Below are 21,271 nucleotides of genomic sequence, written 5' to 3'. Positions count from 1 at the left end.
TCTGACAAACTATAGCTGACAAAATAAATCAAAAAAATATTCGTTTTACGCATTTCTTTAAAAGACATGAGTAAAACGAATATCATTAAATATCAAAACACATTTCACGATTTACATTTGACATTTCATAAAATTAATCGTGATTTTCTATTTGTTTATAAGCATCAATTACCTTTTTAACCAATCTGTGACGTACGATATCTTTATCATCAAGATAAATAATTCCGATACCGTCAACATCTTTAAGAACCAAAATAGCTTCTTTCAGACCAGAAATAGTTCTGCGTGGTAAATCGACCTGTCCCGGATCACCCGTAATCATGAATTTGGCATTTTTCCCCATACGGGTCAAAAACATTTTCATTTGCGAGTGGGTTGTGTTTTGCGCTTCATCCAGAATTACAAAGGCATTGTCAAGTGTACGACCACGCATAAATGCTAATGGTGCAATTTGTATAATTCCTTTTAAAATGTAATCTTCGAGCTTCTCGTTGGGCAACATATCGCGTAAAGCGTCATAAAGCGGCTGCATATAAGGGTCTAGTTTTTCTTTCATATCACCGGGTAAAAAACCAAGATTTTCTCCTGCTTCTACCGCCGGTCTCGTCAGTATGATCCTTTTTACTTCTTTATCTTTAAGCGCTTTTACGGCCATTGCAACCCCGGTATATGTTTTTCCAGTTCCGGCCGGGCCAACAGCAAATACCATATCGTTTTTTTTAATGGTATCTACCAAAAGTTGCTGGTTAGGCGTCATGGGTTTTATGATTTTACCGCCCACTCCATGAACTAGTATTTTGTCATGATCGTATGATTTTCGTTCATCCTGACCATCACTCATAATTACGCGTTCAATTACATTATCGTCAATGTTGTTGTATCGGGTAAAATGAAGCATAAGCCTCTGAAATCTTTTTTCGAATTCATCTAAAACTTCTTTTTCGCCAAATGCTTTCAAAGTGGTACCTCTTGCTACTATTTTAAGCTTTGGGTAATACTTTTTAATTATTTCAAGATGAGTGTCTTGAGCGCCCCAAAAGTCTTTTGGAGCGATGTCTATGAGCTCGATAATTCTTTCGTTCAAATGAGATAGTTTTAAATTAAAAATAAATCAGTGTTATAAATTAGGGTTGTCGGGTATCTTTTTTAATCACAATTTTTAGTTGTTATTACAGTTTTTAATATTGTTTAAAAATTACTTAAAATTTTAGTTAAAATCAACTTTTTATTAAAAGACTGAAAACTGAAACTGTAAACTGAGACGACTATATGCTTTTACTATAATTTTATCGCAATTTGTCTTTTCTTTCTTTCAATTTGCATTTACTATTATTAGCTTTGCATTTCTCAAATTTAATGAAAATTAGATTTAAATACTACCAATAGTTATAAACAAAATTATGTCAATAATTACCCTTACTACCGATTACGGCTTAAAGGACCACTTTGTTGGCTCGCTAAAGGGTAAAATATTTTCTGAGTACACAGAAGCTACAATCGTTGACATTTCGCATGACGTAGATCCTTTTAATAATGCGGAGGCAAGTTATATCATTGGAGCTTCTTATTTAAGTTTTCCAAAAGGAACGATACATTTAATAGGTGTCGATATCGAACGCAATAAAGAAAATCAGCATATTGCCATGCAATGGAACGATCACTACTTTATCTGTGCTGATAATGGTATCCTGAGTATGCTTACGCAAAAAATTGTTCCGCAAAAAATTGTTGCTATCAATATACACGATCGTTTTCCGAGCGAATTTAGTGATTTGGATATTTTTATAAAAGTAGCCTGTCATCTTGCTAAAGGTGGATTACTGAATGTTATAGGAAAAGAAATTCAGGAAATCAAACAAATTACAGAACTACAGCCTGTTGTTTCAAATGACGGAAATTCGATGAAAGGATACGTGATCTATATTGATCATTTTGGAAATGTCATTACTAATATCTCTAAAAGACAATTTGGTGAAGTGGCAAAGGGTCGCTCTTACGAAATTGTCATGAAGCCCAAAAGTATCAAAACAATTCTGCCCAATTATTCTGCAATTGCAAGTTCTGAGAAGTATCCCATTAAAACTTATGAAGGAGAAAAACTTGCTATTTTTAACGAAGCAGGTTTTCTTGAAATTGCTATTTTTAGAAGCAATCCGTCAAAAGTAGGCTCTGCTAATAGTTTGTTAGGACTGAATTACAGAGATGTGATTACGATTAAGTTTTTGTAAATACCTCGCTGATTTTGCCCGGTTTTAACAAATACGAACCGCTTTTTAGATTATTTTATTTTTTCCTGAAAAGAACCATCAATTTTGGTATTTTTGCGCACCTGTATGATCTTAGATATTCAAAAAAAACTAAAGTCTACAGTTTAAAATCTAAAATTAAACACATGTTTGTTCGAATAGTAAAGATGAGTTTTTACGAAGAAAAGATTCCGGATTTTCTGGAAAATTTTGAAACCGTAAAAGAGAAAATACGAAATACAGAAGGAAATCGTTTTTTAGAATTGTATCAGGATAAAAATAATAAATGCATCTTTTTTACTTACAGTTATTGGGAAACCGAAGAAGATTTAGAGAATTATAGGCAATCTCAGTTATTTAATACCGTTTGGAGTTTTACAAAAAAGCTTTTTAATGCAAAACCGGAAGCCTGGAGTGTAGAGAAGTTAGTTACTTTGGCTTAAAGTTTAAAGTCTCAGGTTGCAAGTTATATACTGAATCTGAAAATTGAAGTGTATTAACTGCAAAAAAATACAAAGTTCACACAGTGCAGCTAACCTGAAACTTGAAACAAAAAAATCAACGATTTAAAACAAACAATTGAATGAAATCAATCATTTTACGAGAAATAAAATCCTTTTTTGGCTCTCCTATTGGCTATTTGGTCATTGCTATTTTCTTAATTAGCAACGGACTATTTTTATGGGTTTTCCAAGGAGATTATAATATTTTGAATACCGGTTATGCTGATTTAACCCCGTTTTTTACATTGGCACCCTGGATTTTAATTTTCCTGATTCCGGCTGTTACGATGAGAAGTTTCTCTGATGAAAAAAAACAGGGAACATTAGAATTGCTTTTGACGAAACCCTTATCGATTTGGGAAATCGTAAACGGAAAATTTTTAGGTTCACTCCTATTGATTATTTTAGCTATTATTCCAACCTTTATTTATGTAAAAGTAATTTCAGATCTTGGTTCTCCTGAAGGCAATATCGATATGGGTAGTACGATTGGTTCTTATTTCGGATTATTATTTCTAATTGCTGCTTATTCTGCTATCGGAATCTTCACTTCTACCCTGTCTGAAAATCAAATTGTGGCTTTTATTATGGCTGTTTTCCTGAGTTTTATATTTTATTTTGGATTTGAAGGTTTGGCATCATTGATTCCGGGATCGTCTACCCTTATTTCGGCATTTGGGATGCAGGATCATTTTAAAAGTATGAGCCGGGGCGTTATCGATACGCGTGATGTTGTTTATTTTTTAAGCATCACGGTGTTATTCCTGTCTTTTACTGTTTATCAATTAAAATCTTTTAAAGCATAATGAAAGCATCTACTCAAAAAAATATCAAAACATTAGGTATTACTGTTTTTGTTTTAATCGCTTTAAATATATTAGGAACTTTATTTTTCCACCGTTTTGATTTAACCAAAGACAAACGATATACTTTATCCGAAACCTCTTTACAAATCGTAAAACAGGTTAAAAACCCTTTGTCTGTCAAGATCTATATGCAAGGTGATTTACCGGCAGATTTTAGACGATTGCAGCAAGAAACAAGACAATTACTGGAGGAGTTTCAGGCTTACAACAGTAATATTGTTTTTGAATTTGTGAATCCGTTAGAAAATGGAGAAGATAATCTGGATGTGGTAAAATCTCTTTATCAAAAAGGTCTTACGCCAATAAACATCACTGTTGATGATAAAGGAAAGCAATCTCAGGCAATGGTTTTTCCCTGGGCCGTTGCGGTTTACAACAATAAAGAAGTTAATATTCCATTGTTGAAAAACATCATGGGTGCTTCGACTACACAAAAAGTAATTGGATCAATTCAGCATTTAGAATATTCGATCGCTGATGCTATTAATAAAATCACAAAAGACAGGCAAAAGAAAGTAGCGATCATCAAAGGAAATGGGGAATTGAACGAAATTCACATTGCTAAATTACTGAGACAAATTCGCGAAAGCTATTACATTGGACCATTTACTTTAGATTCTGTGGCTAAGAATCCAACCGGAACGTTAGACGCTTTAAAAAAATACGACCTGGCGATTATCTCAAAACCGACTGAGACTTTTTCTGACGAAGAAAAACAGGTTTTAGATCAGTTTATTATGAATGGCGGAAAAACTCTATGGCTAATCGATCAGGTTGCTGCGGATATGGACAGCCTTTACAATCAATCTGGTGCGACTCTGGCATATCCAAGAGATTTAAACCTCAATGATATGTTTTTTAAATATGGATTCAGAATTAATCCTGACCTGGTAAAAGACGAACAAGGCAGTCCTATAAAATTAGCGACGGGAGAACAGGGAAGCGCTACCCAATATCAGGATTTTGTATGGAAATATGCTCCGCAAGTTTACCCGGCAAGCCAACACCCTATTGTAAAAAATTTAGGTGGAATTAAATTTGATTTTGCAAGCCCTATTGATACTTTAAAAAACGGAATCAAAAAAACGGTGTTGTTACAATCTTCTCAGTATTCAAAAGTAATTGGCACTCCGGTAGAAATTAATTTAAATATTGTGACTGAGAAAACTTCTCCTAAGGATTATTTAAACAAAGGCAACATACCTCTTTCTGTTTTACTGGAAGGTTCTTTTCACTCTGCTTTCGAGAATCGTGTTTTACCATTTAAAGAAAATAACTTTTTAGCAAAAGGAAAGCCAAATAAAATGATTGTTATTGCTGATGGAGATTTAGCCCGAAATCAATTGGACAAAAACATGATGCCAGTTGAATTGGGTTATGATCAGCGTACCGGAAACCTATACGACAACAAAGATTTCATGATGAATTGTGTTAATTATTTGCTGGATGACACAGGACTTATTAACATTAGAAGTAAAGATGTCAATTTACCTTTATTGGACAAAGAGAAAGTTTACGAAAATTATAGTCTTACACAATTCATAACTATCGGACTTCCAATTCTAATTTTAATGGTTTTTGGATTCGTATTTACTTACTTGCGAAAAAGAAAATACAGTAAATAGATGTTAATAAAAAAATTGCGAAACTAAGATTGTTTACGATATATTTGTAAAACCTATCTTAGTGGAAGAAAAACTAAGTAAAAGAGCAAAAAAATAAAACAAAAGAGATGAAATTTATAGTATCGAGTTCGTACTTATTAAAACAATTACAAGTTTTAGGTAGTGTAATCAACAGTAACAATACGTTGCCTATTTTAGATAACTTTTTATTTGAACTAGACAATAATGAGTTGACGGTTTCGGCTTCGGATCTTGAAACTACAATGTCTGCTACATTATCAATTGATTCTACAAGTAAAGGAAGCGTTGCTGTACCAGCAAAACTTTTGCTTGAAATTTTAAAAACGTTCCCGGAACAACCTTTAACTTTTACAGTTGAAGAAAACAATACGGTTGAAATTAGTTCAAACTCAGGTAAATATGCTCTGGCATATGCTGCCGGAGAAGAATTTCCAAAATCGGTACATCTTGAAGACCCTTCTGTAACACTTGTTCCTGCTGATGTTTTAGCAACTGCCGTAAGTAAAACTATATTCGCTGCCGGAAATGACGATTTACGTCCGGTAATGTCCGGGGTTTTCTTCCAGTTCTCTCCGGAAGGATTGACTTTTGTTGCCACAGATGCTCATAAATTAGTTAAATACGCCCGTACAGATGTAAAAGCTTCTCAGGTTGCTGATTTTATTATGCCAAAGAAACCTTTGAATATCTTAAAAAGTATTTTAGGCAGTTCTGATGCTGAAGTAAAAATTGAATACAACGATTCAAATGCGACTTTCTCATTTGATAATTATATTTTAATGTGTCGTTTGATTGACGGAAAATATCCTAATTACGAAGCGGTAATTCCAAAAGAGAATCCAAATAAATTAATGATTGACCGTTCTTTATTTTTAAGTTCTGTTAAACGTGTTGCGATTTTCTCTAACAAAACAACACACCAGATTCGTTTAAAAATCGCCGGAGCCGAATTAAATGTTTCTGCTGAAGATATCGACTACTCAAACAAGGCAGAAGAAAGATTGACTTGTGATTATCAGGGAGATGATCTTCAGATTGGTTTTAACTCTCGTTTTTTAACAGAGATGCTAACCAATTTACAATCTGATATGATTATGTTAGAAATGTCATTACCTAACAGAGCCGGAATCCTGACGCCAGTTGATGGTTTAGAAGAAGGAGAAACTGTTACAATGTTGGTAATGCCCGTAATGTTAAATAGTTAACATCAAAACTTCTTTTTGTTACAGGGATCTTTTTTAGTTTCAAATTAAAGACATATCATTGTAAAAAAAAAAAACATCGCTATTAACCAACCATTTTTTATACCTAGAAACCGCAATTCTTTTTTTAAGATTTGCGGTTTTTTATTTTGAGACAATTTTTTTTGTTTCAGGTTTGAAGTTTAAGGTTGAAATGAGATCATGGTTTGTGTGGATTTTTATCGCAAAGCACGCAAAGTCTTTTTGTCGTTAGATTGTCTTTATAAATATGAAGTTTACAAAGCTTTGTATAAAGTCTTTGCGAACCTTGCGTATCCTGATAGGTACCGGGATTGCGCACTTTACGGTTAAACATCGTACTGCACAAAAACTGGAAACCTGAAACAAATAAAACCTGAAACATTTTTTTCTTTAACTTTGTACTATGAAAATAGAAATTTGGTCGGACATCATGTGTCCGTTTTGTTATATCGGAAAAAGACAACTGGAAACAGCCTTAGCTGAATTTCCAAATGGCGAATTTGAAATTGAATGGAAAAGCTTTCAGCTTGACCCTACGATTACACCACAATCAGGTAAAGACGTTTATACGTTTTTAGCCGAACGAAAAGGTATTTCTGTTGAACAATCTATAGAAATGCATAAAGGTGTTGTAGAACGCGCAAAAAGCGTTGGTTTGGATTATCATTTTGACAAAGCTGTTATCTCGAATTCTTTGACAGCACATCGTATTATACAATTGGCTAAAGCCAAAAAACTAGGCGACGAAATGGAAGAAATTTTCTTCAAGGCTTACTTTACTGAAGGAAGAGATTTGAATGATGGCCCTACTTTAATAGAATTGGCGGCAAAAGCTGGTTTAGATCAGAATCTCGTTTTAGAAGTTTTAAAAGATGAAAACTTATTTTTAAAGGAGGTTCAAAGTGATATTACCGAAGCACAGGAAATTGGTGTACAAGGCGTTCCTTTTTTCGTTTTTGACCGAAAATATGCTGTTTCCGGAGCTCAGCCTGTTGAAGCTTTTGTAAATACCATTAAGGAGGTGCAGAAGTAATATTTTAGAATTTAGAGTGTAGATTTTAGATTATTAGCCACTTGTGATAAACATTCACTTATGAATTTTACCGCAAAGGTTTTACGCGAAGTTCGCAAAGTTTAAACAAGCTTTGCGAACTTTGCTTTTATAAAACCTATTGATCAAAACTTTGCGTGCTTTCCGGTAAAATTTCACATTACAGATTCAAAAATCAAAAATCTACACCCTAAAATTCTATATCACTCCCATTTTCTGCATTAAGAAAGTGGCGCTTTTATTTTGGCAGATTCCGTTGCGGAGTTTGTAATCGAAATGAAGTTCGTTGTTTTGAATTTCTACTTCGAAACATTGGTTGGTTAGGATATCTGGATATTCATTTGTTGTTAAACATACTTCGATATCATGCGTGGCGATGGCGCCAATGGCATTTTTAGCAATGATCTTTTTGACTACTTCAATTGTTCCGTTTCTTTTGTCATCAGAATTTGTACCTCTTAAAATTTCGTCTAATAACACAAAAGCAGGACGTTCTTCCAGCGCATCCATAATTTGTTTTAAACGTTTGATTTCAGCAAAAAAATACGATTCACTATCCGCTAAAGAATCAGACAAACGCATTGAAACTAAAACTGGAAGTGGATGAATGTTAGCTTTTGATGCACAAACAACTGAACCTGCTCCGCCTAAAACCATGTTGATTCCTAAACTTCTTAAAAAGGTACTTTTTCCGGACATATTAGATCCTGTTAGAATCATAAAGAATTCGGGATAAAAATGAGTGTCATTTCCTACCCTTGTTGCGGGATTCAGCAAAGGATGGCTTAAATCCGAAAATCCGATTTTGTATTCAGAATTGATTTCAGGGAAAACAAAATCAGGATTGTTATATGCCAGATTTGCTAAACTGTTCAGGGCTTCGAATTCGCCAATAATAGCTATCCAGTTTTCGAGTTCTGTTGAATAATTGTCTTTCCATTTTAAAAGTGCTTTCAAAACGTGAAGATTAAATAAGAATGCTCCGTTAAATACAATTGCCGTTACGAAATTGTTTATTGTATCCATTCTTGAGAACAGTTCTGATAAATCTTTCAGATGTTTACTTGCGGTTGCGTTTCTAAAAACAAGCTGATTTTGTAAATCGATTAGCTTCTTCGATCCAAAAGTTTCAGTTTCAATTTTCTGAACTAATAGACTGTATTGCTTTATTATCTTATCGACGTTATCTGCTTTTGCAATTTCAGATTGGATTCGCTTAAAAGACTGTCCTAATACGATCAAATTTGCAATAAAAACATATGTCAGATACGATAATAAAATAGTTTTTGAACTTATAAAATAAGCTGCTAGAATTCCTAAAAACAAAGTGGGAAGGATAATTGACAATGCAACTAAAACTTTAGGCAGCGTGTTATTTTTAAATGAATTCCAATGCAATAACGAATCGTATGAAGCTTTAGAATCATTACTGATCATGGCTAAAGCGAGGAAATCCTGACGCCAGTCTATTTTGGTTTTTAGTTCGTTTATAGCTTCCTGGTTTTCGAGAATTGTTTCATTAGGAGACAGCTTCAATAATTGATTGGCTAATGTTTTTTTTCCGATAAAAGTAGCTGTCCGGTTAATATTCTGGAATAAGGAATGATCTCCAAAAATGTCCAAATCATAAGCGTAAGGATGGTGAAAATCGTTGAATTCGATTCCATTTTCGAAAGGGATTTTTTCTCTTTTTAAGTAGGTAATCTCATTTTGATTGAGTTTTAGAATTGCCTTGGTAAGCTCTTTTTGAAAAGACAATCCCGAATGAATGCGCATTAAAAAAAGAAAACCAACAAAAGACAGAAAAGCAAAAACTGCGTAAAGAATTTCATTGGTTTTTATGTAATAAAACAATAAAAACAAACACAGAAAAATACTTAAAAGACGCAAAATACTTATGCTATTGTATCTTTTATTGATTTTTTGAAAAATTATAGTATAGTGTTCAACTTTATTTTGATAAGCTTCCATTCTTTAAATTTAAATGAAATACAAATATAGGTTTTACACTGCTAAAAATAAGCTATCAAAAATATTTTAAGATTCATGCATTACCAAAATAGGTATAGAGACTTCTTTAGTTATTTTTTTTGTGAAACTAGAATCGAAAAGACCTTCAAAGAAAGATCTTTTATGTGTTATAGTGGTTATGATATCAATATCTTTATACAGTATAAAGTCCAGGATAGTTTCTTTGACTTCGTCACTTGGCAACACTAAAAACTCTACATTTTCATTTGCAAATTCTTTTTCCCACTCTTTAATAGTTCCTTCATAAACATCTGAACTTGAAGTTTTAACGTACAATGTTTTTACTTTTGCGTTTGTTTTTTTTGCGATATCCAATACTTTTCTAAGTTCAACTTTGTCTTTTTCACGATAGCGGGTTGTAAAACCAATCGTTTTTATTTTTTTGTATTTCGTATCCGCTGGAATACATAAAACAGGCACCTTAATCTCAGAAATCACAGCACTTGTATTGGAACCGAGAAAGAATTTAGTCCAGTCTGTAATTCCCGATGTTCCCATAATAACAAAATCGGCTTTATCTTCTTCTACAGCATTTTTTAAATTATAAATCAAATCACCATCCATCAGGCGATGTTTTATAACAATATCGCCTAAATTTCGTTCCTCTGCAATGGTTCTTAATTTTGGAATTTCATCTTTAAACATTTCAAATTTCGCTAACTCAATAGAGCTGTAAATTGCAGCATAGTTTTCAGGGAAAAATTGGCTGTCATAAACCGGAATCTCAAAGGTATGCAACAAAATAAGTTCGGCATTGACAACTTTAGCAAATTCTAAAGCGTGTACGAATGCATTTGTAGCGCATTCGGAAAAATCGGTTGGAAATAATATTTTTTTCATTTTGATTCGGATTTAGAAGTTATTCTCTCAAATTTAGTCATTCTAAAATCAAAATAGTCTGACAATTATCAGTATTTTAACATTTTATATTTTTACAAAAGAACATCTCTGCAATGGGGCTTCAAAGACACAACTTTATGGCTTTTTTTATACCTTTGCATCATGATAAATCAAGATTCTATAGTTGCATTAGCTACTCCTTCAGGAGCTGGAGCTATTGCTATAATTCGAATTTCAGGTTCTGATGCTATTACCATTGGAAATTCTGTTTTTAAATCCATCAAAAACAAAGACTTAACCAGGCAAAAAACACATACTTTGCATTTAGGGCATATTGTTGATGATTCAAAAACACTTGACGAAGTTTTGGTTTCTGTTTTTAAAAGTCCAAATTCTTATACGGGCGAAAATACAATTGAAATTTCCTGTCACGGCTCTACTTACATTCAACAACAAATTATTCAACTGTTATTGCGTAAAGGATGCAGAATGGCTGATGCGGGTGAATTTACGCTTAGGGCATTCCTGAACGGAAAACTTGACTTATCCCAGGCGGAAGCTGTTGCTGATTTAATTTCATCTGATAATGAAGCTTCTCACCAAATAGCGATGCAACAAATGCGCGGTGGTTTTAGTAATGAAATTGCCAAATTACGCGAAGAACTTTTAAACTTCGCTTCGTTAATTGAACTGGAATTGGATTTTGCGGAAGAAGATGTAGAATTTGCTGATCGTACTCAGTTTCATGAATTATTAAACAGAATTGAATTTGTATTAAAACGTTTAATTGATTCATTTGCTGTTGGAAACGTGATTAAAAACGGAATTCCGGTTGCGATTGTTGGAGAACCAAACGTCGGGAAATCAACCTTGCTAAATGCTTTACTAAACGAAGAACGCGCCATTGTTTCTGACATTGCCGGAACAACACGTGATACAATCGAAGATGAATTGGTAATTGGCGGAATTGGTTTTAGATTTATTGATACGGCCGGAATTCGCGAAACTAAAGATGTTGTAGAAAGTATCGGAATCAAAAAAACATTCGAAAAAATAGAACAGGCGCAACTTGTTATCTATCTCATGGATAGCTTAAAGTTTCAGGTTTCAAGTGCTTCATTTATAGTCGAAATCGAGAAAATAAAAAACAAATATCCTTTAAAGGAAATTTTGATTGTTTGTAACAAAATAGATCAACTCAGTCAGGAACAACTTCAGGCTACACATGAAGAACTTGAAACCTTACACCTGAAACAAATTTTTCTAAGCGCTAAGGAAAATATTGGTGTCGAAGAATTAAAGAATCAATTACTTTCATTTGTAAATACCGGTGCTTTACGTAATAATGAAACAATCGTTACGAATACAAGACATTATGATTCTTTATTAAAAGCTTTAGATGAAATACAAAAAGTAAAATTTGGTCTTGAAACGAATCTTTCCAGCGACCTGATTGCACTTGATATTCGTGAAGCCTTATATCAATTTGGATTGATCACGGGCCAGGTTTCTAATGATGAATTATTGGGGAATATTTTTGCTAATTTCTGCATTGGAAAATAGCAGGACAAAATAACGCAAAATAACGACAAACAAACGAGTTAAAGCATTGATAAACAATATTTTAACTCGTTTTTTAATTCCTTTTTCTTTTGGATATTATGTAATGTTTTGATTAAATTTGTACCGTATTTGTACCTTGGGATTGTGAGGTACAAATAATATTTTTTTTTGGCCAAATCATGGCACGCGTAGACACACATAGTCACAGTGGGACACTTAAAGTCACATTTCTATGAGTACAAACATTAAGATTACCCGCATCTGCGAATTCTGCCAAAATGAATTCACGGCCAAGACAACAAAAACGCAGTATTGCTCGCTGAAATGCAGCAGCAGAGCCTACAAAGCAAGGACAAGAAAGTCTAAAATTGAAGAAAGCAACAGGCAGACAGAAATTGCCCGGCATCCGCAACTTGAAGCTGTAAAAACAAAAGATTTTCTGAGCGTAAATCAAGCCAGTCTATTGTTTGGTATAAGCAGAAGGACGATCTATAGGATCATTTCCAAAGGGGAGCTTGATATAGCCAAATTTGGAGCAAGGACCGTTATTCGAAAATGCGATATGGATGCTTTCTTTTCCATTCCTCTGGAAGAGTCATTACTGCGCCCTGTTCAGGAATTTCCCGGATTAGAGAACTGTTATACTATAACACAGATACAGCAGAAGTTCGGTATATCGCCAGGAGCTCTGTATATGCTAATTCAGCGTCAGGGAATAGCCAAATATTCGATAGGGAAATTTAATTATGTTGCGAAGAAAGATATTGATATTATATTTAATGTAAGTGAAAAATGAAAAAGGGAAATGTAAGATTGAGAAAAAAACTTTTGGCAAACGGAATGATATCTCTTTACCTGGATTTTTATCCACCAATACTAAATGCAGAAACGAATAAGTACACAAGACGTGAATTCTTAAAACTGTACCTTTTTGAGCGTCCAAAAAATCCAATTCAAAAAATTTCAAATATTGAGACTCTGCATACGGCAGAGCTGATTCAGATTCGAAGACAAAACGAACTGCGAAAGTGTGATGTCTATAGTGAATTTGAAAAAGAACAGTTGGAAATTCAAAGGATTGCACGCGGCTCATTTTTAGATTATTTTAAAAATTTAGCGGATAAAAAACAGGGAAAGAATTACCAGATTTGGAGCAGTGCTATTATTCATTTTGAAAACTTTCTTTCTGGCAGAGACATTTGTTTCAAAGATATAACAGTGACTTTGATGGAAGATTATAAAGAATATTTATTAAAAGCCAAAAACAGACGAGATACTGGGAATACTCTGGCACAAAATACAGCTCTCTCCTATCACAACAAGCTTAAGTCTACACTTAAAAGAGCGTATAAAGAAGGGAAACTACGAACCGATATAAATGCCGGAATTGATTCCATTAAAGAACAGGAATCACAACGAAATTTTTTAACTTTAAATGAAGCAAAAAAATTATTTACAACTCCTTGCTCAAAAGATATAGTTTTTAGAATTTCTATGTTTTCAACCCTCACTGGAATTAGATATTCAGATATAGTTAAATTAACTTGGTCAGAAGTTCAGTATAGAGAAGATGATGGACATTATATTAGGTTTAAACAAAAGAAAACTGAAGGCTTACAGACTATGCCGATATCAACTGAGGCATTTGAAACTCTTGGTGAAAGGACAAATGATAATGACAAAGTCTTTATTGGTCTAAAAAAGTGGGATGTGGATAGAGTTTTACCAGTCTGGGTTGCCCAATCCGGAATTACAAAACACATAACTTTCCATTGTTTTCGGCACACCTATGCTACATTGCAAATTTTCTCTGGAACAGACATTTTTACCATTTCAAAAATGCTTGGTCATAAAAGTGTGAAAACTACGCAGATTTACACAAAAATAATTGATGAGAAGAAAAGAGAAGCATCGCTTAGAATAAGCTTGAAATAGTAAAACAAAAAAAGACGTCACTTTGTAGTGGCGTCTTTCACTATTAAAAAGCAGATCTTTTTTATTTGATTGATTGTTTTGATTTAAAGTTTGCTTCAACCTCGCGCTGGATTTCAGAGATAGTTTTAATACGGCCGGATTTGATCCAATTCAGTAATTCCGTACGATAGAAATACAGGCGTTTTCCTTGCTTGTTTACTGGGATCTCATTTCTACAAACCTTGGAATAAATTGTAGCAACGGAAAGTTTTAATAATATTGAAGCTTCATTTATAGAGAGTAGATCATTATCAATTACTTTATCTTGTTTATTGTAATCTTTCAAAATTCTTTCAATATTTTCTATTCTTAAATAAAGTGCTCCCAAAATATCTGGAAGGTCTTCAAATTTATATGCTTTCATAGTATGGATATGTTTAGTAGATGTATCAGACGTTACATCTAATCCCTCTGAACGAAGAATTTGTGAAGCTTTTTCAGTCGCCAATTTAGATTCACTATAGTCAATACTTTTCTCCATAACTTGCATCTTTAGAATTTATTAAGGTAAATTATTTCTAAAATGCTTTTGAAATACTTATTGACGGTATTTGGCACTAATTGGAAGCTTATTTCCTTTCTGACTTGAAATTACATTTTCAACTGTAATGAATACGTAAATAATTTTTTACTTCAATCCCCGACAGGACATCTAAACCAACTTCCTGGTGCCATTAAAAGACAGTATCTACTTATAGTGAGACAATCTCTTCAAATCTTACATAAAATGATTTGAAATTTGTCCTGTAGAGGTCACTACTCGGGACAAAAGAGAAATATCATCTTTTGTCCCGTTTTTTTTTGCCCGTAACCTATTGTTTACCAGGTAAATACAGTTGATGATTTCATTGACTCGGGCGGTGCGGATTTTGTTTTCTGAAAATGTAAAATTTTCCAGAAAAATTAAACCAATTATCTCTCTGGAATCAGCTAAAGTCCCTCCATCAAAGGCGTCACCAAGCTTTAAAAGGTTTTCCAGTCCCGTGTTCGTTAGATACTCTATATTCTCTCTATCGTCATCTACATTTCCAATCTCTTTCTCTAACTTGCTAATAACAGCATTGTATTCAATTTTCATAAGATGATAATCCTCAGCATCTATTTTCTCGGTGACTAATAAATTTCTGGCAACGGTCATTTTCTTTTCATAAACTGCAATTTGTTCAAGAGATTTCTTTTTTTCATTAATGATTAACCCAGTATGCTCCCTGTAGCCTTCAAGCAGAACTGCTGAATACAGTTTCTTCACTTGCGGTAAAGGTTTAAATTTATTTAAATGCACTTTAAATGTTTTATTAGCTATCTCAGAGTTTATTCTCCATTTACAAACTTTATCACAATGGTAATAGTAATAATATTTATTTCTTCCTTTGCATTTGCTCCCTGTTAACTTCTGTCCGCATTTAGGACATATAAAAAAACCTCTAAGGGGAAAATTTTCTATTGTTTTAATTTTCGGTCTATATGTCCTTGATTTACTATCAAGGACATCCTGTACCTGGTAAAACAATCCTTCGCTAATAATTGCATCATGCTGACCATTGACTAATCTCGCCTCTTCATCTCGATACTGAGGAACAACTATCTTTCCGCAATAAAGAGGATTTCTTATAATAAGCCACAAGTTGTTCTTAGAGATACCAAAGCCTTTCTCTTTGGCCATTTGGTAAATAGATTCAGTACTAAAAATATTTTTCGCAATCTGTTCAAACACCCATATAACTTTTACGGCTTTCTCAGGCACAATGGCAATATATTTTTTTCCATCTTCTGTAACTTTATTAGCATAACCATAAGGGGCCATACCCATATGCCTTCCCTCTTTCTTACCTCGTCTAAGCCCCTGAAAGGTATTTAGTGCTCTTCGGTCATTTTCAACCTCAGGCGCTGCCAGATAAAAAGCCAACATCATTTTGTTTTCTGGAACACTCAGGTCAAGCGGCTGTTCTATAGCCTGCGGCTCTATACCCAATTTTCTTAATACATTAATCATTTGGTAAGCATCACCCGCATTACGACTGAACCTATCCCACTTCATAAAAAGAACCAAATTAATTTTATTTTTATTTTTTTTTACATCATCAAGAAATTTTTTCCATTGAGGCCTGTTAAAAGTCTTTGCTGAATGATCTTCATAAATTACATTGCGTATCTGTATTTGGTTTATGCTGCAATATTTTCTTAGCATTTCCTCCTGATTCCGTTGGGAGAATCCTTTTTCTGCTTGCTCGTCAGTACTTACACGAATATACTCCATTGTAAGCCCCGAAAAGCGTGCCTTTAGTGGTTTCCATCTGCTGAGATTCACTTGCCATGGCGTACGCAAAAGCATCCTCAACGGTATTTTTAAACACGGTGGAAACTTCATCCTCAGCCCCTTTTTTAATTAAAGCGAGTGTTTCGGTATTGGGGCATAATGCCAATTGAATCAATTTCTTAACCTGCTTGTCTGTTACCTTAACTTGAGCCCAGTCATTAAAGATGCCCTCTAACTGACTACTGAGTTTATCTGCCAGTCCCATCACTTTATGGGCATCATCCAAACGCTGTTTAGCGCCTGATGTATGGCGGATGCGCACCACGTTGCTCATATTTCTAAGCGAGGCGTTAAGGGTATTTTGACATACGATGCGGATGGGCGTAAAAGCCGCCGTGATGCTTCCGCTCCCGTCGTGGGAGGTGGTAAGGAAAATGTACTTTTCAGTCACATCATCCCCGTTTCCGACACGAATATAGTCAGGGAGTTTGGCGGTAATAAAGATGCGCTCGCCTTGTCCTAACGCCCCTGCTGTTTCGTACAGTATGCCGTCGCCCCCGCCTACAATGGCATCAAAAAAGCTGAACGCTTCACGGTTCTGCACGATTTGGTAGTCTTTGCCTACTACACCCAAAACGGCATTGCTGTCGGTGCGGATAGTGGCAAAGCAGTCAGGTACTGCCAGTTCGGTACTGCCCATTTCAATACCGCCCGAAGTTTGGATAATGCCCGATGCTTTTGTGTATAAAGGGCTTTTAGCCACCTCATAGTCAAGTCCTGCATGTCTGATAGCTTCTGAGCTTGTCGGGTACTGCTCCACAATCTGCCCGAGCCCGTGCCATGCTTTTTCCTTTACGCTGAAAAAAGAATACTTTCCTGTCTCGCTGTTGTAATTGATATTATGTGCCATGATATTTGATTTTAAAATTTAGAAAAATAAAATTGTTTAGAACCCTTTACTGCCTGCTCAAAACGGGATGTCGTCCTCAGGCTCTTTTAAGGTGGCTTTTTTGTTTTCTCCCTGCTCTGCAATCTGCCCAGTTTTCACCGCCTGCCCATCTTCGGACTTCTTCCCGCCCCCGTGCAGTTTGATATTGGACGTATTGAAATTCAGCCCCGCGCGAGGCTCTCCGTCATTCCCTGTCCACGCCCTTGCGCTTACCATCCCTGTAAGCTCCACCACCGTGCCTTTGGTCAGCCACTCGGCAACCCTTGGGCTTATCCAGTAGGCGCACTCGAAAAAGGTAGTCTGCTCTACCCTGTCGCCTTTTCTGTTTTTGTAGCTCTCGTTGATGGCTACTGAAAAATTTACTACCTGTCTGCTGTCTGACAATGTGCTTACTTTCGCATCTTTTGTCAATCTTCCTGTAATGTTCATGATTTCTAGTTTTTAAAATTTTCACTTTCTTTTTCCCGCCCCGCATTTTACTTTTGACTTTTTTTACTTTTATTTTTTTTTGAAATTTTATTCGGCAATGAGAGCAGGCGCTGTTTTGTTTCATTAGGACCGTTTTCAATATTTCAATTCCCATTTCTGACATTTTTTTTTATTCGTCTAAAGAGCCGCAGTATGCTATGTTTTGTTTCATGAGCATAAAAAGGTAAGTGTCCGGCAAAAGCAAGGCTCTGGCAAAAAATACAACCCGGAGGGGTGGAGATTTTTTGGCAAGACCTGAAAGGCCCGGCCTTGCTTTTGCTCAAGGACACGGACTACCTTTGCTCCTGAAACAAAAAACAAAAGCATACAGGGACTTTGATAAAAAGTAAAAGGGAAGCAACGGGGATACTGTGGATAAAGGGCATTAAGGAAAAAAGCAGACAGCACGGGCTTGAATTCCCCAAGATGGCAACTTCGGTTCAAGACTTTCAATCTTTCCTATAGAAACATAAAAAACCGCGGCTTCTGGGTCGCGGCTGGAAAAATTGGATGATTTGATTTGTGATATCTACCCGCATCAAAAAAATGAGTTTTAAATTTTTATGTTATAAAAAATTATGCATCAATTTTATGAGTACCGCATGCAACTGAATCAGTATAAAGCTGGTAAATGTAACTTGTACTGTTCTCATTGTTCCTTTTTATACCGTTCATTTAAAATGAACAACCAAATGGACCTACACCTTAAATTATAATTATTTGATAATACCGTATAAATACGCTATGCCACAATTTGCATAAGTTTTAAATTCGTAAGTAACTAAACAACAATACTCTAAACCATGAAACAAAAAATTATAAATGCTGTAGAGGAGCTTAAAAACCTGCCTGGCAGCTCAGAAAAGACCATTAAGTTTGAGCATCATGCTTTACAGAACAAAGGTGTAAAGGGAGAAGTTACCCTTAGTAAAGAGGGTACAATTAATCTTCTTCTTACTGAAGTTAAAGGCTATAGTCCAGCCTACATTCATAAGGCTACTAATTCATACTTTAAGCAGGCAATATTATCAGAACCTACAACTGGCAGCATTTTATGGACAAAACCGGATAAAACACCCCATGTTATAGGACAGAATTACACTTTAAACAGCGGTTATTATTACTACGGTGTAGGAGAAAACCCTTATATAGACTGCAACGGACGCCCAATATTTCACGATGTTGTGGCTGAATATCTAGGAGAAAAACCCGGCAGCTGCAAACCCGGTACTGGTCGTGAATATAAATTATTTAAAATTGTATAGAGCCATGAAAATAAAAATCTACTTTATCTGCATTGCCACCCTGATATATCTTACAGGCTGTAAAAGCCCTAAACCAGTTTTTAGCAACCTTCATCATAATGAATTTGGCAATGAATCAACAACAAGCCCTGTAATTGATGTAAGGGTTGGTGTACTGCCTTATAAGGCTTCTGCTCAGCCGGAAGAGAAGCCTAAACAATTATGGGAACTGCAGGACAGCCTGCCACATCACCTGTTAAAAGTAGTCAGCAGTAAAACTCAGAAACCCGAAGATATTATTGCCTTAATGTCTAAGCCAATAAATGCTAAGAAGGATAGTGCGCCTCCAGAATTGCCAACTGAGTTTACTGAATACAAGGTCCGCTTGGCTTTTTCTAACATAAAAAGGTATTTTACAGATAAGAGGTTCACACATCCCAATACCAGACTTGCTTATTTAAACACTTACATAAGTATTCCAAAAGGGGAAAACAGGATCGCTTTCAAAAGTATTGATAAATTGGAAAACGAATTTGAGGAAGTTGAACTCGGTAATTTATCACGAAGCAACTCGGTTACTTTTAATTCAAAACTTACTGCTACAGGACAAATTGGAAGCAGCATCGACAATACAAGTACAGTTTCTTCAGAAAACAGCAACAGCTCAAAGTCTGGCAACGAAAAAAAGGTTTATGATGAAGATGGAAACGTAGTAGGCACGATTAATAGTTCGGGAGATCTAAACGGTGCAAAGAAATCCAATAATACAACAACTACAAAAAATGGTGCCTCAGCAAATGTCACAGGTGAGATAGGCTATGTAAATGCAGAAACTTTGAATGAAGCACGCCTTGTTAAACTACAGAGGATGAAAGCAGGATTCTCATTTTCTCCTAATGAAATCGTAGTATCGCAGGAAGGCAGACAGAATGCAGATATTTCATTAAATGTATTCGTAGACGCAACCCTTAAATTTAAGGGCTCGGACTTAACTGATGAGAAAAACGTCTATACTTTCAAGAATTTGTTTGACGAGAGCTACCAGCCTGTCTCGGCAAACGATCTTTCATTTGGCCGCAGGACTGTAAGTTATGTGAAATGCGTCGACAGCCAGCCTTTACTGCTCAAAGTGAAATACGAAGGCGAACTAAGGGCTGTTGAAAATCTAAAAGAACAAACAGGGGAAAATTCCCTGGAATATGACGACAAAGTCACTATGTACCATCTTCCTATGAAAGATGGAGCCGATGCCCTAATAGATCCTATGTTATTTTGTAAATATGTATACCGTATTAGCGCAAAAAATGCCCTTGGCAACACTGTTATTCTTAATATTTCATGGAAAAAAGAAGAAGAACTAGATTTGTTTTCAGATGACAAGCCTGAAGAATTTTTAAAATGGATCAAACTACAGATTGCCAAGGAAAATCCGAAAACTCTTAGTACCAATAAATTTGAGATTTATTTCGAAGTTTCCGGCACTGAAAAAATATACGTTGCTAAAAACAAGATGACATCTGAAGATTTCAAAAAACTAAGACAGCTAAAAGATTTAAATATTGAAGCACGCTCTTAACATAACTCCCCCTGCAGCAATAAACCGCAAAGGCAGACAAAAACCGAATAAAAATGAGCATTAAGCTCTTCGTTAGAACTCCTTCCAACAAACAGTATATGTTAAGAACAGAATTAAAGGAAACTATTTTTAAATAAGATAATAAATTTATGAAATATACACTCACAAATCGCGTAATATTATTGCCATTAGTTACAATATTATTTTCTTTTTGCTGTTCAAAAAACGTTCATAAGGGGACAGATAGTAAAATTGATGTAACCACGGAATCTACAGGTTCTTCACAATGCGATTACGGCATAGATCTTTTCAATAAACAGGCAGCAGGCAACGTGATCAAAGATATAAACTTAGTTTATTCTAAAAACAATGCAATACCCGATGATTTAAAAAAGGTTTACCCAGCTGCCAGGGATACATGGAACAGACTTTTAAAAGAAGTACAGCATAATTATACAAACTCCTACACGGTAACTTCTTTGGATAAGTTGACAAGTGAAGAAATTAGAGACTGGCGCAATAAAAATCTTAAGGATGATCAGGTTTTTTTCCTCCTTTTGGCTGAATATAGATATGGAGCATATCCTTATCAAACAAATGATATGGAGAAAAAAGCAGGCTGGATAGAAAAAGCAGATCCGAAAAAAAGACTGGAGGCTTACATATCAAATGCGATTACGGGTAATTGTTATTCTTTGAGCAGTGAAAAAATAAGACAAAAACTTAATCCTATTTTACTTCCTGACAATATCGAAGCGTGTTACCAGTAAATATTTCTGAAAAAGATCTAAAAAATTATTAACTATCCTGGCTTTCCTGATTGAAACTGCTTTT

The 21,271-nt window shown here is 34.9% G+C and carries 18 protein-coding genes and 1 pseudogene; 12 read left to right on the top strand and 7 right to left on the bottom strand.

All coding sequences use genetic code 11. The features are described from left to right. Positions 1 to 133: 133 nt before the first annotated feature. Positions 134 to 1,084 carry a PhoH family protein gene (locus tag ACQY44_RS24425; protein WP_428232886.1) on the bottom strand — a complete coding sequence of 317 codons (951 nt, stop codon included), beginning with the start codon at positions 1,082 to 1,084 and terminating at the stop codon, positions 134 to 136. A gap of 316 nt (positions 1,085 to 1,400) precedes the next feature. On the opposite strand from ACQY44_RS24425, the gene ACQY44_RS24420 reads away from it, so the two are divergent. The 6 genes from ACQY44_RS24420 (at position 1,401) to ACQY44_RS24395 (ending at position 7,517) form a co-directional block, all read left to right on the top strand. Then, on the top strand, positions 1,401 to 2,228 hold the full coding sequence (locus tag ACQY44_RS24420; protein ID WP_428232885.1) for an SAM hydrolase/SAM-dependent halogenase family protein: 828 nt from the start codon (positions 1,401 to 1,403) through the stop codon (positions 2,226 to 2,228). Between the two features lie 164 nt (positions 2,229 to 2,392). Further along, entirely contained in the window at positions 2,393 to 2,689 is a 297-nt protein-coding gene (locus ACQY44_RS24415; protein ID WP_428232884.1) for a putative quinol monooxygenase, read from the top strand. A 140-nt stretch (positions 2,690 to 2,829) separates the two neighbouring features. Next, on the top strand, positions 2,830 to 3,555 hold the full coding sequence (gene gldF, locus ACQY44_RS24410) for a gliding motility-associated ABC transporter permease subunit GldF (protein ID WP_428232883.1): 726 nt from the start codon (positions 2,830 to 2,832) through the stop codon (positions 3,553 to 3,555). Continuing rightward, positions 3,555 to 5,240 carry a gliding motility-associated ABC transporter substrate-binding protein GldG gene (gene gldG, locus ACQY44_RS24405; RefSeq protein ID WP_428232882.1) on the top strand — a complete coding sequence of 562 codons (1,686 nt, stop codon included), beginning with the start codon at positions 3,555 to 3,557 and terminating at the stop codon, positions 5,238 to 5,240. Before gldF ends, gldG begins: the two co-directional genes overlap by 1 nt. A 107-nt stretch (positions 5,241 to 5,347) precedes the next feature. Beyond that, positions 5,348 to 6,466, top strand: a complete 1,119-nt coding sequence (gene dnaN, locus ACQY44_RS24400) for a DNA polymerase III subunit beta (RefSeq protein ID WP_428232881.1) — start codon at positions 5,348 to 5,350, stop codon at positions 6,464 to 6,466. 421 nt (positions 6,467 to 6,887) lie between these two features. Then, the gene (locus ACQY44_RS24395) at positions 6,888 to 7,517 is read left to right on the top strand and encodes a DsbA family oxidoreductase (RefSeq protein WP_428232880.1); all 630 of its coding nucleotides are present in this window, start codon (positions 6,888 to 6,890) and stop codon (positions 7,515 to 7,517) included. A 216-nt stretch (positions 7,518 to 7,733) separates the two neighbouring features. On the opposite strand, the gene ACQY44_RS24390 is transcribed toward ACQY44_RS24395, so the two are convergent. Next, a complete protein-coding gene (locus tag ACQY44_RS24390) occupies positions 7,734 to 9,506 on the bottom strand; it encodes a MutS-related protein (RefSeq protein ID WP_428232879.1) in 1,773 nt (590 codons plus the stop codon). Between the two features lie 66 nt (positions 9,507 to 9,572). Continuing rightward, positions 9,573 to 10,406 carry a universal stress protein gene (locus ACQY44_RS24385; protein WP_428232878.1) on the bottom strand — a complete coding sequence of 278 codons (834 nt, stop codon included), beginning with the start codon at positions 10,404 to 10,406 and terminating at the stop codon, positions 9,573 to 9,575. Positions 10,407 to 10,568: 162 nt separating this feature from the next. Here ACQY44_RS24385 and mnmE point away from each other — a divergent pair, with 162 nt between their 5' ends. The 3 genes from mnmE to ACQY44_RS24370 all read left to right on the top strand — a co-directional run bounded on the left by mnmE (position 10,569) and on the right by ACQY44_RS24370 (position 13,904). Next, positions 10,569 to 11,969: a tRNA uridine-5-carboxymethylaminomethyl(34) synthesis GTPase MnmE gene (gene mnmE, locus ACQY44_RS24380; protein ID WP_428232877.1), complete on the top strand. Its 1,401-nt coding sequence runs from the start codon at positions 10,569 to 10,571 to the stop codon at positions 11,967 to 11,969. Positions 11,970 to 12,201: 232 nt separating this feature from the next. Continuing rightward, the gene (locus ACQY44_RS24375) at positions 12,202 to 12,765 is read left to right on the top strand and encodes a helix-turn-helix domain-containing protein (protein ID WP_428232876.1); all 564 of its coding nucleotides are present in this window, start codon (positions 12,202 to 12,204) and stop codon (positions 12,763 to 12,765) included. Beyond that, the gene (locus tag ACQY44_RS24370) at positions 12,762 to 13,904 is read left to right on the top strand and encodes a tyrosine-type recombinase/integrase (RefSeq protein ID WP_428232875.1); all 1,143 of its coding nucleotides are present in this window, start codon (positions 12,762 to 12,764) and stop codon (positions 13,902 to 13,904) included. Before ACQY44_RS24375 ends, ACQY44_RS24370 begins: the two co-directional genes overlap by 4 nt. A 61-nt stretch (positions 13,905 to 13,965) precedes the next feature. Here ACQY44_RS24370 and ACQY44_RS24365 read toward each other — a convergent pair whose 3' ends face one another. From ACQY44_RS24365 to ACQY44_RS24350, 4 genes and pseudogenes are all read right to left on the bottom strand, one after another. Continuing rightward, positions 13,966 to 14,424: a helix-turn-helix domain-containing protein gene (locus tag ACQY44_RS24365; RefSeq protein WP_428232874.1), complete on the bottom strand. Its 459-nt coding sequence runs from the start codon at positions 14,422 to 14,424 to the stop codon at positions 13,966 to 13,968. 237 nt (positions 14,425 to 14,661) lie between these two features. Continuing rightward, the gene (locus ACQY44_RS24360; RefSeq protein WP_428232873.1) at positions 14,662 to 16,200 is read right to left on the bottom strand and encodes a recombinase family protein; all 1,539 of its coding nucleotides are present in this window, start codon (positions 16,198 to 16,200) and stop codon (positions 14,662 to 14,664) included. Beyond that, positions 16,193 to 17,110 (bottom strand): annotated as a pseudogene (locus ACQY44_RS24355) (DUF932 domain-containing protein); the annotation flags it as partial. The pseudogene ACQY44_RS24355 and the gene ACQY44_RS24360, both read right to left, overlap by 8 nt. 57 nt (positions 17,111 to 17,167) lie before the next feature. Then, complete coding sequence (locus ACQY44_RS24350) at positions 17,168 to 17,578, bottom strand: single-stranded DNA-binding protein (RefSeq protein WP_428232872.1); 411 nt, start codon at positions 17,576 to 17,578, stop codon at positions 17,168 to 17,170. An 842-nt stretch (positions 17,579 to 18,420) separates the two neighbouring features. On the opposite strand from ACQY44_RS24350, the gene ACQY44_RS24345 reads away from it, so the two are divergent. From ACQY44_RS24345 to ACQY44_RS24335, 3 genes are all read left to right on the top strand, one after another. Beyond that, complete coding sequence (locus ACQY44_RS24345; protein WP_428232871.1) at positions 18,421 to 18,882, top strand: hypothetical protein; 462 nt, start codon at positions 18,421 to 18,423, stop codon at positions 18,880 to 18,882. A gap of 4 nt (positions 18,883 to 18,886) precedes the next feature. Continuing rightward, positions 18,887 to 20,437 carry a hypothetical protein gene (locus ACQY44_RS24340; protein ID WP_428232870.1) on the top strand — a complete coding sequence of 517 codons (1,551 nt, stop codon included), beginning with the start codon at positions 18,887 to 18,889 and terminating at the stop codon, positions 20,435 to 20,437. Between the two features lie 149 nt (positions 20,438 to 20,586). After that, the gene (locus ACQY44_RS24335; protein WP_428232869.1) at positions 20,587 to 21,207 is read left to right on the top strand and encodes a hypothetical protein; all 621 of its coding nucleotides are present in this window, start codon (positions 20,587 to 20,589) and stop codon (positions 21,205 to 21,207) included. Positions 21,208 to 21,271: the final 64 nt, after the last annotated feature.

This window comes from Flavobacterium sp. (assembly GCF_965277525.1).
In the GTDB taxonomy this organism is placed as follows: domain Bacteria; phylum Bacteroidota; class Bacteroidia; order Flavobacteriales; family Flavobacteriaceae; genus Flavobacterium.
The sequence above is the reverse complement of the archived record's forward strand: the minus strand, read 5'-3'. Positions and strand labels throughout refer to the sequence as shown.